At 38.3% G+C, this 14,739-nt stretch carries 14 protein-coding genes and 1 riboswitch; of the genes, 13 read left to right on the top strand and 1 reads right to left on the bottom strand.

The genetic code is table 11. From position 1 onward, the window contains the following. The first annotated feature begins 222 nt into the window (after positions 1–222). From BM157_RS09445 to eno, 5 genes are all read left to right on the top strand, one after another. Positions 223–456 (top strand): excisionase, encoded by a 234-nt coding sequence (locus BM157_RS09445; protein ID WP_016218019.1) that lies wholly within the window; start codon positions 223–225, stop codon positions 454–456. Between the two features lie 111 nt (positions 457–567). Continuing rightward, complete coding sequence (locus BM157_RS09440; protein WP_090140850.1) at positions 568–1,767, top strand: site-specific integrase; 1,200 nt, start codon at positions 568–570, stop codon at positions 1,765–1,767. Between the two features lie 185 nt (positions 1,768–1,952). Next, positions 1,953–2,408, top strand: a complete 456-nt coding sequence (locus BM157_RS09435) for a low molecular weight protein-tyrosine-phosphatase (RefSeq protein ID WP_090140848.1) — start codon at positions 1,953–1,955, stop codon at positions 2,406–2,408. 63 nt (positions 2,409–2,471) lie between these two features. Then, positions 2,472–2,726, top strand: a complete 255-nt coding sequence (gene spoIIID, locus BM157_RS09430; protein ID WP_022502395.1) for a sporulation transcriptional regulator SpoIIID — start codon at positions 2,472–2,474, stop codon at positions 2,724–2,726. A 374-nt stretch (positions 2,727–3,100) separates the two neighbouring features. After that, positions 3,101–4,423 carry a phosphopyruvate hydratase gene (gene eno, locus BM157_RS09425; protein WP_090140886.1) on the top strand — a complete coding sequence of 441 codons (1,323 nt, stop codon included), beginning with the start codon at positions 3,101–3,103 and terminating at the stop codon, positions 4,421–4,423. A gap of 405 nt (positions 4,424–4,828) precedes the next feature. Here the strand turns inward: eno and BM157_RS09420 are convergent, their stop codons facing one another. Beyond that, entirely contained in the window at positions 4,829–5,971 is a 1,143-nt protein-coding gene (locus tag BM157_RS09420) for an HD-GYP domain-containing protein (RefSeq protein ID WP_090140846.1), read from the bottom strand. A gap of 157 nt (positions 5,972–6,128) precedes the next feature. Continuing rightward, positions 6,129–6,227, top strand: a riboswitch (SAM riboswitch). A gap of 142 nt (positions 6,228–6,369) precedes the next feature. On the opposite strand from BM157_RS09420, the gene metK reads away from it, so the two are divergent. The 8 genes from metK (at position 6,370) to BM157_RS09380 (ending at position 14,675) form a co-directional block, all read left to right on the top strand. Further along, a complete protein-coding gene (gene metK / locus BM157_RS09415) occupies positions 6,370–7,551 on the top strand; it encodes a methionine adenosyltransferase (RefSeq protein WP_055306895.1) in 1,182 nt (393 codons plus the stop codon). 511 nt (positions 7,552–8,062) lie between these two features. Next, complete coding sequence (mreB, locus tag BM157_RS09410) at positions 8,063–9,055, top strand: rod shape-determining protein (RefSeq protein WP_022502399.1); 993 nt, start codon at positions 8,063–8,065, stop codon at positions 9,053–9,055. A 21-nt stretch (positions 9,056–9,076) separates the two neighbouring features. Then, positions 9,077–9,850 (top strand): flagellar hook-basal body protein, encoded by a 774-nt coding sequence (locus BM157_RS09405; RefSeq protein ID WP_055306894.1) that lies wholly within the window; start codon positions 9,077–9,079, stop codon positions 9,848–9,850. 20 nt (positions 9,851–9,870) lie between these two features. Further along, positions 9,871–10,686 carry a flagellar hook-basal body protein gene (locus BM157_RS09400; protein WP_022502401.1) on the top strand — a complete coding sequence of 272 codons (816 nt, stop codon included), beginning with the start codon at positions 9,871–9,873 and terminating at the stop codon, positions 10,684–10,686. 43 nt (positions 10,687–10,729) lie between these two features. After that, positions 10,730–11,137, top strand: coding sequence for a hypothetical protein (locus BM157_RS09395; RefSeq protein WP_055176931.1), 408 nt, complete (start codon positions 10,730–10,732; stop codon positions 11,135–11,137). Between the two features lie 83 nt (positions 11,138–11,220). After that, entirely contained in the window at positions 11,221–13,485 is a 2,265-nt protein-coding gene (recD2, locus tag BM157_RS09390; protein WP_090140843.1) for an SF1B family DNA helicase RecD2, read from the top strand. 34 nt (positions 13,486–13,519) lie between these two features. Further along, entirely contained in the window at positions 13,520–14,224 is a 705-nt protein-coding gene (locus BM157_RS09385; RefSeq protein ID WP_318255900.1) for a ComF family protein, read from the top strand. Positions 14,225–14,252: 28 nt separating this feature from the next. Then, positions 14,253–14,675, top strand: coding sequence for a hypothetical protein (locus BM157_RS09380; protein ID WP_022502405.1), 423 nt, complete (start codon positions 14,253–14,255; stop codon positions 14,673–14,675). The last annotated feature ends 64 nt before the right edge of the window (positions 14,676–14,739 follow it).

The raw sequence follows: 14,739 nt of genomic DNA, 5'->3' as shown, positions 1-14,739 counted from the left end.
CCCCTGTTGCTATCCCGTTGCCGAGCCGGTTGCCGGGGGAAATCCCATAACTGCGGGCTTTTCTCCCTTATAACAACCAAAACAACAGAAAAATAAAAGAAAAGTATAAATAGTAAGTAATGCCAGACTGAGATTGTTTGCAAGGTCTTTTGAAGCCCGTTGCCGGACTTCGTTGCCGACACCCTCTGTCTGGCTATTTTCATGTATGGAGGATAACTGCCTATGGCAAATAATAAGATGAATATAGAAGGAAAAAATTACTCGGATATTCCGGTGTGGCGTAGATATACGCTTACCATTGAGGAAGCAGCCAGATATTATCATATCGGCGAAGGAAAATTGAGAACGCTTATTGACACACATCCCAATGAAGATTTTTATGTGATGAACGGCAATCGTGCCCTCATTAAGCGTGAGAAATTTGAGAGGTATCTGGATCAGGCTACAGCTGTGTAAACAGAGCTGACAGATTTACCAATTTCACATGATATAACTATGCGGAGAGCCGGATTTGTGCTATGATAAGAGTGCAAGTCTGGCTCTCTTTTTTTGAAAGGAGAGTTCGCGATGAGTGAGAAAAGACGAGATAACCGTAATCGGATTTTGCGAGAGGGCGAGTACCAGCGTAAGGATGGGAGGTATCGGTTCCGCTATATTGATGAGGACGGAAAAGAGAAAAATGTATACAGTTGGCGTTTGGACAAGAATGACCCAATGCCAAAAGGGAAGAAGCGGGAGCCTTCCCTGCGTGAGAAAGAAAAACAGATTGAAGCGGATTTGTTTGACCGTATCGTAACCAACGGTGGCAACTATACTGTTTTGGAACTGGTAGAAAAGTACGTTTCATTGAAAACAGGAGTTCGTCACAATACGGTTGCCGGATATAAAACGGTCATCAATATGCTGAAAAAAGAGAGTTTTGGGAATCTGCGAATTGATAAGGTGCGTTTGTCAGATGCAAAGGCATGGTTAATTAAGCTCCAGCAGATTGATGGACGGGGATACAGTTCCATTCATTCTATCAGGGGAGTTCTCAGACCGGCATTTCAGATGGCAGTAGATGATGACCTGCTCCGTAAAAATCCATTTGAATTTGAACTTGCATCCGTCATTGTCAATGATTCTGTTACCAGAGAAGCGATTACCCGAAAGCAGCAGAGAGATTTGCTAAAGTTTATTCATGAAGATAAGCATTTTAGCAGATACTATGATGCAATCTATATTCTTTTTCACACAGGGCTTCGTATCTCAGAGTTCTGCGGGCTGACGGTTTCAGATATTGAATTTGGAGAAATGCGTATCAAGGTAGACCATCAGTTACAGCGTACTGCACAGATGCAGTATGTGATTGAAGAGCCAAAAACAGACAAAGGTATCCGCTATGTGCCGATGACAGAAGCTGTCGCAGCATGTTTTCGCAGAATTATTGCCAACCGAAAGACACCAAAGGTTGAGCCGATGGTGGAAGGATACGTTGGATTTTTGTTTCTGGATAAAAACGATATGCCGATGGTCGCCCTTCACTGGGAGAAGTATCTGGAGCATATTGTTCAGAAATACAACAAGATTTACCGTGTCCAGATGCCGAAAGTTACCCCGCATGTATGCAGGCACACCTTTTGTTCTAACATGGCAAAATCCGGGATGAATCCGAAAACCTTGCAGTATATTATGGGTCACGCAGACATCAGTGTAACCTTGAACACTTACACCCATGTGAATTTTGATGATGCAAAGGAAGAAGTATATCGGATAGCGAATAGTTAAAAAAGCCCGTTGGTAAGGATACTTGCTTTACCAACGGATTTACCAAGATTTCAGGGAAAAACATAAGAAAACACGAGAGGATTTGAGAAGAAAACTTGAAAAGAAAGGAAAACTCAAAAATCGGAAAACCCTGAAAAATCAAGCATTTGAGAAGAAATACAAGACTTAAATGGAGATATAAGAAGATGATAAAAGTATTATTCATCTGCCACGGCAACATCTGCCGTAGCACTATGGCAGAAAGCATTATGACATATTTAGTTAAACAGGCAGGAGTTGAAGATCAATTTTACATCAACTCGGCGGCAACAAGCTATGAAGAAATAGGCAATCCGCCACATAGCGGAACCGTGGCGAAGCTTAAAGCGGAGGGAATACCTGTAATTCCTCATAGAGCAGTGCAGATGACACTTAATGATTATGAGGAGTATGATTACCTGATTGGCATGGATACAGAGAATATCCGCAATATGCAGAGACTATCTGGTGGAGATCCTGACGAAAAGGTATACAAGCTTATGACATTTGCAGGTTCAGGTTCGGATGTGGCAGACCCTTGGTATACAGGAGATTTTGAGGCGACATATAAAGATGTAAGAAAAGGCTGTGAAGGATTGCTAAAAGTTCTTATGAATCTTTAATTAAATAGTATATTTTCCCCACCCCTGCATAAACTGTACAAACAGATATGCAGGGGTTTTTATTTGAAAACTTATATTGAAGAAAGGGTTATAGATATAGCTGATTATATAATCGACAATAATGCAACAGTGCGCAAGGCGGCTAAGCAGTTTGGGGTGAGCAAAAGCACAGCACATAAAGATGTTACGACAAGACTTTTGGAGATAGACCCACAGCTTGCAGCGAAGGTCAGGAAAATACTGGATATTAATAAGCAGGAACGCCACATAAGGGGTGGACTTGCAACCAAAGAAAAATATTCACATATGACAAGATAAAATAATTTTTATATTTTACATTTTATATTTCGCACTTTATATTGTATATTTTGCACTTTGTATTTTACAATTTGCACTTTGTACGTTATACATAAAAAGAAAATTGAATAAATCAGACATAACTACCAATAATATAACTGGAATTATAAATGTGACAGACACACATTTTATTAGTAAATATTAGTTGTTGTATTAATGGAGGTTGTAGAATGAATTATGATTCGTCTGACTTTGCAGGTGGTGTACCAATGAATGAGCCGGATGCAGTAAGGTGCTGTGCACCAGCGGCAAGTGCTTATAGTGATGGAATTCCGGCAGGATATCTTGATAATCCGTGTATTCCAGCAGGAAGCCATAACAGGTCACATAAGGTTATGGAACATAGAAAGCTTGAGATAAGAAAGGTTATAGGCAGGGAAATTCTTGACTCAAGGGGCAATCCGACAGTTGAGGCACAGGTTATGCTAAAAGATGGAACAGTTGGAATGGGAAAGTCACCAAGCGGTGCATCAACAGGTGCGTTTGAGGCGGTAGAACTCAGGGATATGAATCTTAAACGATATGGTGGTAAAGGTACGCTTAAAGCAGTTAATCACATAAATGTCGAGCTTAATAACAGCGTTCTTGCGATGGATTCGTCAGAAACATATTCAGTTGATAAAGCGATGATTGACGAAGACAAAACGCATGATAAGGCACGGCTTGGAGCTAATTCGATACTTGCAGTTTCAATTGCGGCAGCAAGAGCTGCAGCACAGTCGCTGCATATGCCGCTGTATCGTTTCCTTGGAGGAGTGGCTGGTACTACATTGCCGGTTCCACTTATGAATATAATTAATGGTGGAAGACATGCCGTTGGAAGCGATTTTCAGGAGTATATGATAGTTCCAGCAGGAGCACCTTGTTTCAGGGAAGCTTTAAGAATGGGAACAGAAGTGTTTCATTCATTAAGGGACATACTTTCACAGAGGGGATATGTTACAACTGTTGGTGACGAGGGCGGATTTGCACCTGCCATAACAAAGGCAGATGAAGTGTTTGCTGTGTTGCAGGAAGCAGTTATGGCAGCAGGATATGAACCGGGTAAGGATGTGTATTTTGCTATGGATGCTGCGGCATCAGAACTTTACAATACAGAGAGCGGATTATATGAATTTGCAAGAGAATACGCAGCTCTTGGAAACTCAGCCGATGGCGGAATAAAAAGGAGTACTGAAGAATTAATTAATTATTATGAAATGCTGGTTAATAAATTTCCAATTATTTCAATTGAAGACCCTCTTAATGAGGAAGATTGGAGTGGCTGGAAAAGCATTACAGAAAGACTTGGGGAAAAAGTACAGATTGTGGGAGATGATTTATTCGTAACTAATACAGTAAGATTAAAGAAAGGAATTGAGATGGGTTGTGCGAATTCAATTCTTATAAAGCCTAACCAGATTGGAACATTATCAGAGACATTAGAGGCAGTAAAAATGGCACATAGATACGGGTACACAGCAATTGCCAGCCATCGCTCAGGTGAAACAGATGATACAACAATAGCAGATCTGGCAGTTGCTCTTAATATGGGTCAGATAAAGACAGGTGCACCATCAAGAGCCGAGCGTATCGCCAAATACAACCGACTCCTACAAATAGAAGACGAACTAGGCGAGTCCGCCACATACGCCGGCATAGAAGCTTTTGGAAAATAGTCAAACAAGACATAAAGAGATTAAATAAAAAACTGTATACAATATTAGCATATTGTATACAGAAAATCCAAAGTCTGGTTATTATGCAGACTGTAAAAAATGTCCGATATATTCAATTAACAGATAGTAAATAAAGAATAAAAACAGCATCAAGAACTGCTATATTACAAGCTGGGTGCTTTTGCAGCCGTCGGCACTTAGCGTCTGTATTTTAACCGCTTATGTGTCAGCTATGGCTGCAAGCAGTGCGAACGTGCCCGGCGGTAATATAGCAGTCCTTGCTGCGTCTGTTGTCAATCCACAAATTAGCAAAACTGTAATTGAGTTATTTCTCAATCCTTTAATTGGTTAAATCTGTAATTCGGCAATATCTTCATACTTAGATGAGACATTTTCGGAACGCTTCTATAACAGTGCCGTAATATTCAAATCCTTCTTCTTAGAAAGATCAATATATTCCCCATCAACCTGCACAACTGGCTTGTGAAGTGCACTGTCATTAATAAGTATGACCTTTCCTACACGTCCGTCAGACAGACGTACATCAGTGTGAATGTAAGATGAAGCTACATTTTTAAGGAAAGGTATTGCAAATACAGGGTCAAACTTGGTAAATGCGTCTTCATACATAAGGCGTACTACCTCAAATGGACATATAGGAGCTCTGTATATACGGCTTGAAGTCATTGCATCATATACATCAGCTATTGCAATAATCTTGGCTGTTTCAGGTATTTTATCGCTCTTGAGTCCGAAAGGATAACCAGTTCCGTCACATTTTTCGTGATGGAGAAGAATAGCTTCCTTAACAGACATAGGCATAAACTTGTTCTTAACCTGCTCGTAACCTAAGTTGACGTGCTTTTTCATGATTTCGTATTCGTTATCAGTAAGATTTCCGGGCTTGTTAAGAATCTTCTCAGGTATAAGGAGCTTACCAATATCGTGCATAAGTCCAGCGAGTGTAAGCACCTTAATCTTCTCCTGATTGTAGCCCATCCATTTGCCAATGACAGAAGCGATTAAAGCGACATTCATAGAGTGGACATATGTAAGGTCATCAACGTCACGCATAGCGTGAAGCATATCAAATAACTGTAATGAGTTGTTAGACTCAGCAACGATGTCAATAGTATTTTTGACTAAAGATTTTGTGTTAACTTCATCATCAGATGAGATTAACTTCTTTAAGTCATCTTTGAAAGTGTCAATATGTTCATTGTAATGTTCTTCAAATGTCTTGAATTCTTCTGAATTACGGACAGTTTCGTAGTATTTGGTGTTCTCATCATCAGCGGCTTTGGCAGCTTCTTTAGCTTCGTCTACAGCAGAAATGCTACTTATAGTACGATTATCTATGGCAGAATCAGCCTCAGTCTTATCATATACAGATATTTCAAGAATATGATGTCCTGAAATTCTTGAAATGAGGTCAAGATTAAGGACAGTTCCTTTTGTCAAAAGGACAGAACCATCATTAAGTATTACGTCACGGGAAAGTTCCATTCCTTCTTCTGCATCAAATATAAATATTGTAAGTTCGTTCATTAGTTAAATCCTCTTATATGGCTTGAATATTAGTAATCATAATACGATTAAATGATAAAAATATTATAAATTTAATATATAAAAAAGTCAATTAGACTTGACGTATTAGCATCAATTGTGTAGTATCTATATGCAGTTAATTAAATAATGATTATATCCCTTATTTAGAGCGGTGGAGATACATAGGATCTATGAAGCCCGGCAACCCCTTTTTAGGAAGGTGCCAACCTGAGCGAGAGAATTCGAACAATGAGAGGATTTCGAGATAAACAATCGGGGTCCCTTAGGGGGCTCCGGTTTTTGCTATTACATTTAAAAAGTCGGAAACACCAAGGACGATAAGTGATATTAATCACAGTGACTAAAGGATTAGATATTAAGAAGGAGAAAGACAAAGAATGGAAAAAAGATTATTTACATCAGAATCAGTAACTGAAGGACATCCTGACAAAATCTGCGACCAGATTTCAGATGCAGTGCTTGATGCACTTTATGCACAGGATCCATATTCAAGAGTAGCCTGCGAGACACTTACTAACACAGGTTTCGTTATGGTTATGGGTGAGATTACAACTAAGGCAAATGTTGATATTCCTCAGATTGTACGTGATACAGTTGTAGAGATTGGTTATGATAGTTCAGAAAAAGGCTTTGATGGTAATACTTGTGCTGTTATGGTTGCACTTGATAAGCAGTCAGCAGATATAGCTATGGGTGTTGATAAGGCACTTGAAGCAAAGGAAGGTGTAGATAAGGAAGATGATGACCTTGGTGCTGGAGATCAGGGTATGATGTTTGGTTATGCTACTAACGAGACAGAAGAATATATGCCATACTCAGCAGCACTTGCACAGAAGCTTTCCAAGCAGCTTACAAAGGTTCGCAAGGATGGTACATTAAGCTACTTAAGACCAGATGGAAAGACACAGGTAACTGTTGAATATGATGAGAACAACAAGCCAATCCGTCTCGATGCAATTGTTGTTTCGTCACAGCATGCACCGGATGTAACACAGGAACAGATTCACGAAGATATCAAGAAGTATGTTATCGATGCAATCGTTGACCAGGCTATGGTAGATGCAGATACTAAGATATTCATCAATCCAACAGGACGTTTCGTTATAGGTGGTCCAAATGGGGATTCAGGCCTTACAGGTAGAAAGATTATCGTAGATACTTACGGTGGAGCTGCAAGACATGGTGGTGGAGCTTTCTCTGGTAAGGACTGCACTAAGGTTGACCGTTCGGCAGCATACGCAGCCCGTTATGTAGCTAAGAACTTAGTTGCAGCAGGTATCGCCGACAGATGTGAAATCCAGCTTTCATATGCTATAGGTGTTGCACATCCAACATCTATATGTGTTGATACATTTGGCACAGGTAAGTTAAGCGATGAGAAGATTGTAGAAATCATAAGAGAGAACTTCGATTTAAGACCAAACGGAATTATCAAGATGCTTGACTTAAGAAGACCTATCTACAAGCAGACAGCAAGCTATGGCCACTTTGGACGTACAGATCTTAACCTTCCTTGGGAGCAGTTAGATAAGGTTGATGCACTTAAGAAGTATCTTTAATAAAGATATAATTGGATGGATTAAATTAGTTAAATTATAGGAATTAATATAATTATAATGGATATATGGCGGATACATTTTAGAATTAGTAAAATGTATCCGCCATATTTTGATTTTTTGTAAGAATGCAAATGTAAATTTTCTGCTATGTAGGTTTTGTCAATAATGTGAGTTTTTCATTATTTCGGTGTTATATCAAGAATATCGAACACAAATCTAATGCTATTTTATGCTTTTAAAAAAATTTTTCTTTTTTTAGCGTTTAGGACTTTTAAAATTCTGTATTTATGTATATAATGTTGATTAGCTATGAAAAATGTTTTTGATAGCAGGTATATTAACAAGATATAATTGTTGGAAAAGTTAAAGTGTGATGCTGGTATATAGTATTTTATACTTAATATAGTATAGCATTTTACAATGTATAGTACTTATAGTATTTAATGTATAGTGCTTTAACAGAATTATGTAATAGATTGGATAATTATAGAAGATTAGGGAGGAGAACAGTATGTTATCTACTGATATTGGTATTGATTTAGGTACTGCAAGTATTCTTGTATATATAAAAGGAAAGGGTGTTGTGTTAAAAGAGCCATCAGTTGTTGCCTTTGACAGAGATACTAATAAGATTAAAGCTATCGGAGAGGAAGCAAGACTTATGCTTGGTAGAACACCTGGTAATATTGTCGCTGTACGACCTCTTCGTCAGGGCGTTATTTCTGATTACACAGTAACAGAAAAGATGCTTAAATATTTCATTCAGAAAGCAATTGGTAGAAGAATGTTAAAGAAGCCTAGAATAAGCGTATGTGTTCCATCAGGAGTTACAGAAGTTGAGAAGAAGGCGGTTGAGGATGCAACTCTTCAGGCAGGAGCAAGAGAAGTTGCAATTATCGAAGAGCCAATTGCGGCAGCTATTGGAGCAGGTATTGATATTTCAAGACCTTGCGGTAATATGATAGTTGATATCGGTGGTGGTACTACAGATATCGCTGTTATTTCACTTGGAGGTACTGTTGTTAGTACATCTATAAAGATTGCAGGTGATGATTTCGATGAAGCACTTGTTAGATATATGAGAAAGAAGCACAACCTTCTTATCGGTGAAAGAACAGCCGAAGATATTAAGATAAAGATAGGATCAGCGTATCCAAGACCAGAAGTAGTTACAATGAATGTAAGAGGACGTAATCTTGTTACAGGTCTTCCAAAGACAGTTGAAGTTACATCTGAAGAGACAGAAGAAGCATTAAGAGAAGCTACTTCACAGATTGTTGAAGCTGTACACAGCGTATTAGAAAAGACACCTCCAGAACTTGCATCTGATATTGCAGACAGAGGTATTGTTCTTACAGGAGGCGGAAGTCTTCTTTCAGGTCTTGAAGATCTTATAGAGTCTAAAACAGGAATTAACACAATGACAGCAGAAGACCCTATGACAGCAGTTGCTATAGGAACTGGTAAGTTTATTGAATTCCTTTCAGGATACAGAGAAGAATAGATTTAAGAAAAGGGGTCAGGTATGGTAAGAGGTTTATATACTGCTTATACTGGATTGGTGAATCAGCAGAAGAGACTGGACATTGTATCTAATAATCTGGCAAATTCTACAACAACAGGTTACAAGAAAGAGGGCATGACTACCCAGAGCTTTGATTCAGTATATGGGATTAAGGTTAAAGATGAGACAGTTGGTTATATGAATCAGAATATAGGCAAGATGAGTCTTGGAGTAAAGATAGGAGAAACTTACAGAAGCTGGGATCAGGGTTCTTTAAAGAATACTGAGAGTTCTTATGATTTTGCACTTGCAGGCGATGGCTTTTTCTCTATATCATTCACTAACAAAGCAGGTGAGACATCAACACTTTATACCAGGGATGGATCGTTCCAGATGAACAGCGAAGGCTATCTGGTTACCAAGGATGGTGATTATGTGCTTGGAGAGAGTGGAGATCCAATCGTTCTTCCAACAGACATATCCAAGCTTACAGTTGATTCTACAGGAAGAATATATGCAGACGGACAGTATGTAGATACATTTGGAATTGTAGATTTTGAAGATTATGATTACATAGAAGCATATGGAGAAAATCTTTACAGAGCTGTAGACGGTGCAACATTTAAAGATTCAACAGCAAGTGTTAATCAGGGGTATCTTGAAACATCTAATATTAATGTTGTATCAGAAATGGTCGATATGATTAACATAGCAAGAGAATTTGAAAGTAATCAGAAGATTGTTAATTCGATTGATGAAATGCTTGGCAAGATGGTAAGTATTTCCGAATTGTAATCACATAGGAGGATAAGATTATGATGAGATCATTATGGACTGCTGCATCAGGAATGATGGCACAGCAGACAAGTGTAGATACAATATCTAATAATCTGGCTAATGTTAATACGGTCGGTTATAAGTCAGAATCAACAGAATTTAAATCATTATTATATCAGAATCTCCAGTCGAGAACAACATCTGCGAATGGAGAATATAAGCCGGTAGCTGCACAGGTAGGACTTGGTGCAAGAGTTGCGTCAGTTACATCACATTTTACACAGGGTGCTATGAATGCAAGTGACAGCTCAACTGATTTTGCGATTAGTGGTGACGGATTATTTGCTGTACAGAATGAAGAAGGTGAGACAGTATATACACGTAATGGTAATTTCTACTTCTCAACAGCAACAGAAGGAATGATGTTATGTACAGCAGATGGTTATCCTGTACTTAGCACAGATGGACAGCCAATCGTATTATCATCAGATTACAATGCGGCTAATATTAAGGTATCATCAGAGGGTGACCTTATGTATCCAGGTGAAGATGGTAATCTTGCTAATATAGGTGTTAAGATAGGACTTTTCCAGTTCGCTAATCCATCAGGTCTTGATAAGCTTGGTGGTAACTATCTTGCAGAGACTGAAGCATCAGGAGTTCCAATGAATGAGGAGACTGACGGAGTTGCTAAGAAGAGTCAGTTAAAGCAGAATTATCTTGAAGCGTCAAATGTACAGGTGGCAACAGAGATGGTTAACCTTATTACAGCACAGAGAGCATATGAGTTATGTTCTAAGGCAATCACAACATCAGATACAATGATGGAACAGGCTAACTCATTAAAGAGATAAATAAAATAGATATGATTTGCAGTAATGACAAGGGAGAATAGGTATGGATTATTCAACATCAATAAGTACAAGTTATGCAGATACATATGATAAAACTTCATCACAGCTTAGTGATAAGCTTACAAGTACAGATTTCTCACAGGCATCAGACGATGAACTTATGAGCGTGTGCAAGGACTTTGAAAGCTACTTTGTTGAGCAGATGTTAAAGTCAATGCAGAAAATGGCTAAGATAGATGCAGATGATGACGACGACTCATCTTTATTCAGCAGTATGGCATCTATTTCAGGCAGTTCGGATTCGGCTATGAGTACAATGGGAAGTTACTTTGGCGATGAGATGATAAAGAACTACGCAGAAGTATTTACAGAGTCTAATAATGGGAAAGGACTTGGAATAGCCCAGACATTATATGAACAGATGAAGCGTAATTATTCTTCAGATTTATAGATTGCAGTGTGTTTTAAGTGGACGGTTTTATTAAACACAATGTGGTTTTAATATTAATATATTATTAAAGAGAGGGAAGCAGATTGGATTACGAGTCTGTTAAATACGTTGAAGGATTTATAGATAATATAATTTATCGTAATGAAGACAATGGATATACAGTATTTGAGATAATATATCAGGGTGAAGATGTCACCTGTGTTGGTACGTTAAGTTATATCAACACAGGTGAATTTATTACTGCGAATGGCGAATTTGTCAAACACGCAGTATATTATATGCAGTTTAAGATTTCTTCTTATGAATTCAAGGCGCCGGCGGACAAGGAGTCAGTGAGGCGTTATCTAAGTTCTGGTGCAGTTAAAGGAATAGGCAGCAAGATGGCTGAACGTATAGTAGATACATTTGGCGATGATACATTCCGCATTATGGAAGATGAACCAGAACGTCTTGCAGAGATTAAAGGGATAAGCATAGCTAAAGCAATGGACATTGCTAACCAGCTTGCGGATAAGCACGATATGCGTCGTGCGATGATGTTTCTGCAGAATTATGGAATCCAGATGAATTTAGCCAATAAAATATTTAAAAGATATGGCAATGATATTTACACAATCATAGAACAAAATCCGTACAGGCTGGCTGATGATATTGAGGGCGTAGGCTTTAAGACGGCTGATGAGATCGCTTCCAGAGTTGGAATTAAGGTTGATTCGGAGTTCAGAATAAGAAGCGGAATGTTTTATTGCCTTAATCAGGCGGCATTGCAGGGACACGTGTATCTTCCTTATGAAGAATTAAAGAGGCAGGTATCATCACTTCTGCTTATTGACATTGCTGATTATGATAAGTTTCTTATGGATCTTGCTATAGATAAGAAGATTGTTGTAAGAACAGAGGGAGAATCTAAAAATGTGTATTCTGCGATGTATTTCTATATGGAACAGAATGTTGCAAGGGCATTGGCAGGACTTGATATAAAATGCGATGAAAATATCAACGAGGTCAATAACAGAATAGCAGGGATTGAACGATCAGAGGGCATTGTGCTTGATGACATACAAAAAGAAGCTGTTGTAAAAGCTGCACTTAACGGACTTGTTATAATAACAGGTGGACCGGGAACCGGTAAGACAACAACAATTAATACGATAATTAAATATTTTGAGATGGAAGGTCTTGAGATAAGGCTTGCGGCACCGACAGGAAGAGCTGCCAAGAGAATGACAGAAACGTGTGGTTTTGAGGCACAGACAATTCACAGACTTCTTGAAATAGTTGGAAGCACTATGGCTGATAAAGAAGACAAGAAAAATCAGACATCAAGCCTTGGAATGAGCTTTGACAGAAATGAAGACAACCCGTTGGAAGCAGATGTAATAATTGTAGATGAGATGTCAATGGTTGATATTAATATTATGAATTCGCTTCTTAAAGCAGTAGCAGTTGGAACAAGACTTATACTTGTAGGTGATGTTGACCAGCTTCCAAGTGTTGGACCAGGAAATGTTCTTAAAGACATAATAGCATCTGAGTGCTTTCCTGTTGTTAAGCTTGAAAAGATATTCAGGCAGGCGGCTGAGAGCGAGATTATAACTAATGCCCATAAGATTAATAAAGGCGATAAGGTGACACTTAATAAATACAGTAAGGATTTCCTGTTTATACATAGAAATGGACCAGATGCAATAATTGCGGCTATGAAGACTGTTATAAGTGAGAAGCTTCCAAAGTATGTTAATGCAGATGTGAGTGAACTTCAGATTTTGACACCATCAAGAAAATCATCTGTCGGAGTTGACAGGCTTAACACTGTAATGCAGGAATATCTTAATCCGCCGGACAGTGGCAAAATGGAGAAGAAAGTTGGCGATACGATATTCCGTGAGGGCGATAAGGTTATGCAGATTAAGAATGACTATCAGCTCGAATGGGAGAAAAAGAACCGCTATGGCATTGCGATAGAGCAAGGCAGTGGAGTGTTTAATGGTGATACTGGAATTATTGATGATATCAACAATTATAATCAGAGTGTTACTGTCAAATTTGAAGATGGAAGATATGTTGATTATGAGTTTACACAGCTTGATGAGCTTGAACTTGCATATGCGATAACTGTACATAAGGCACAGGGAAGTGAATATCCTGCGGTTATAATACCGATGTATCAGGGACCAAGAATGCTTATGAACAGAAACATACTTTATACGGCTGTTACAAGGGCAAGAAAGTGTGTATGTATGATAGGTGATGAACGAATTTTTAACCAGATGGCAGAAAATGTATCTGAAACAAGAAGATATTCGTCTTTAGATGAGAGGATAAAGGAAATAAAAAATATTGAATAAATACGACATAATATATAAAAGGATAGCAGCGGGTGTGAAAGATATATTGTTTCCGCCTGCGTGTCCGATATGTTCAAATCCCAGGCCTGTTATTGATAACAGGAAGGTAAATATATGTCCGTGGTGTCTTAAATATATAACATATATTAAAGAGCCTGCATGCCTTAAATGCGGCAAAGCATTAGAGGACGATAACAGGGAATATTGTAAGGACTGCACGGATAAACAGCATTTGTTTAATCAGGCAGTGAGTGTGTATGAGTATTCAGAGGGGATAAAACAATCTATCTATAATTTTAAATATCATAATAAGCGTGAATATGCAGAGGTATACGCAGATGAAATATCAGGCAGGTACGGTGATGTAATAAATATGTGGCAGCCTGATGTGATTATGCCGGTTCCAATTCATGTATCCAAATTAAAGTCACGAGGCTATAATCAGGCAGGACTTATAGCGGAAAGCCTTAGTAAGAAGCTTAATATAGAATACAATGAACATAGTCTGATTAGAACAAGGGCCACAAGCCCGATGAAAGATCTTAATGATATCCAGAGAACTAAAAATCTTGAAAAGGCTTTTAAAATAGCTGGTAATGTTATAATATATAATAAAGTATTAATAGTAGATGACATATATACAACGGGAACAACTATTGATGCGTGTGCAGAATGTCTTAAGAGGGCAGGAGTAAAAGAAGTATATGCTGTTACACTCTGCGTTGGCAGAGGATTTTGACTACAGGTAACAAGAACGGAGGAATATTATGGAAGTAAGAAATTGCAGAGGCTGTGGCAAATTATATAATTATATAGGAGGTCCATATCGTAATCTTTGCCCTAATTGCATAGAGAAGATTGAAGAAAAGTATCTTGAAGTTAAGGAATACATACAGGATCACCATAATGCAACAATGACAGAGGTTGCAGAGGAATGTGACGTAAGCACAAGACAGATTGAACAGTGGATAAGAGACGAGAGGCTTGTAATAGCTGATGATTCTCCGATTGGAATTACATGTGAGAGATGTGGAGCATCGATAAAAAGTGGACGTTTCTGTGAAAGATGTAAGAATAAAATGGCTAATAACCTTGGCTCAATGTATGGTGAGTCTAATGCCGCTGTTGAACATATGGAAAAGAGATTATCGTCAGCCGATGCCAAGATGAGATTTCTTGATAAGAACTAATTGTATTTGTATCTAAATTAATTATAAAATGGGGTTAAGAGATAACAGATTATTACCGATAACT

This window comes from [Lactobacillus] rogosae (assembly GCA_900112995.1).
Classification (GTDB): Bacteria; Bacillota; Clostridia; order Lachnospirales; family Lachnospiraceae; genus Lachnospira; species Lachnospira rogosae.
Note: the sequence above shows the minus strand (reverse complement) of the source record. Positions and strands in the feature narration are given on the sequence as shown.

Excerpts from the sequence above, each read along its gene's own strand:
- BM157_RS09445 (WP_016218019.1), top strand. The coding sequence starts at position 223 with ATGGCAAATAATAAGATGAATATAGAAGGAAAAAATTACTCGGATATT.
- BM157_RS09440 (WP_090140850.1), top strand. The coding sequence starts at position 568 with ATGAGTGAGAAAAGACGAGATAACCGTAATCGGATTTTGCGAGAGGGC.
- BM157_RS09435 (WP_090140848.1), top strand. The coding sequence starts at position 1,953 with ATGATAAAAGTATTATTCATCTGCCACGGCAACATCTGCCGTAGCACT.
- eno (WP_090140886.1), top strand. The coding sequence starts at position 3,101 with ATGGAACATAGAAAGCTTGAGATAAGAAAGGTTATAGGCAGGGAAATT.
- BM157_RS09420 (WP_090140846.1), bottom strand. The coding sequence starts at position 5,971 with ATGAACGAACTTACAATATTTATATTTGATGCAGAAGAAGGAATGGAA.
- metK (WP_055306895.1), top strand. The coding sequence starts at position 6,370 with ATGGAAAAAAGATTATTTACATCAGAATCAGTAACTGAAGGACATCCT.
- mreB (WP_022502399.1), top strand. The coding sequence starts at position 8,063 with ATGTTATCTACTGATATTGGTATTGATTTAGGTACTGCAAGTATTCTT.
- BM157_RS09405 (WP_055306894.1), top strand. The coding sequence starts at position 9,077 with ATGGTAAGAGGTTTATATACTGCTTATACTGGATTGGTGAATCAGCAG.
- BM157_RS09400 (WP_022502401.1), top strand. The coding sequence starts at position 9,871 with ATGATGAGATCATTATGGACTGCTGCATCAGGAATGATGGCACAGCAG.
- BM157_RS09395 (WP_055176931.1), top strand. The coding sequence starts at position 10,730 with ATGGATTATTCAACATCAATAAGTACAAGTTATGCAGATACATATGAT.
- BM157_RS09380 (WP_022502405.1), top strand. The coding sequence starts at position 14,253 with ATGGAAGTAAGAAATTGCAGAGGCTGTGGCAAATTATATAATTATATA.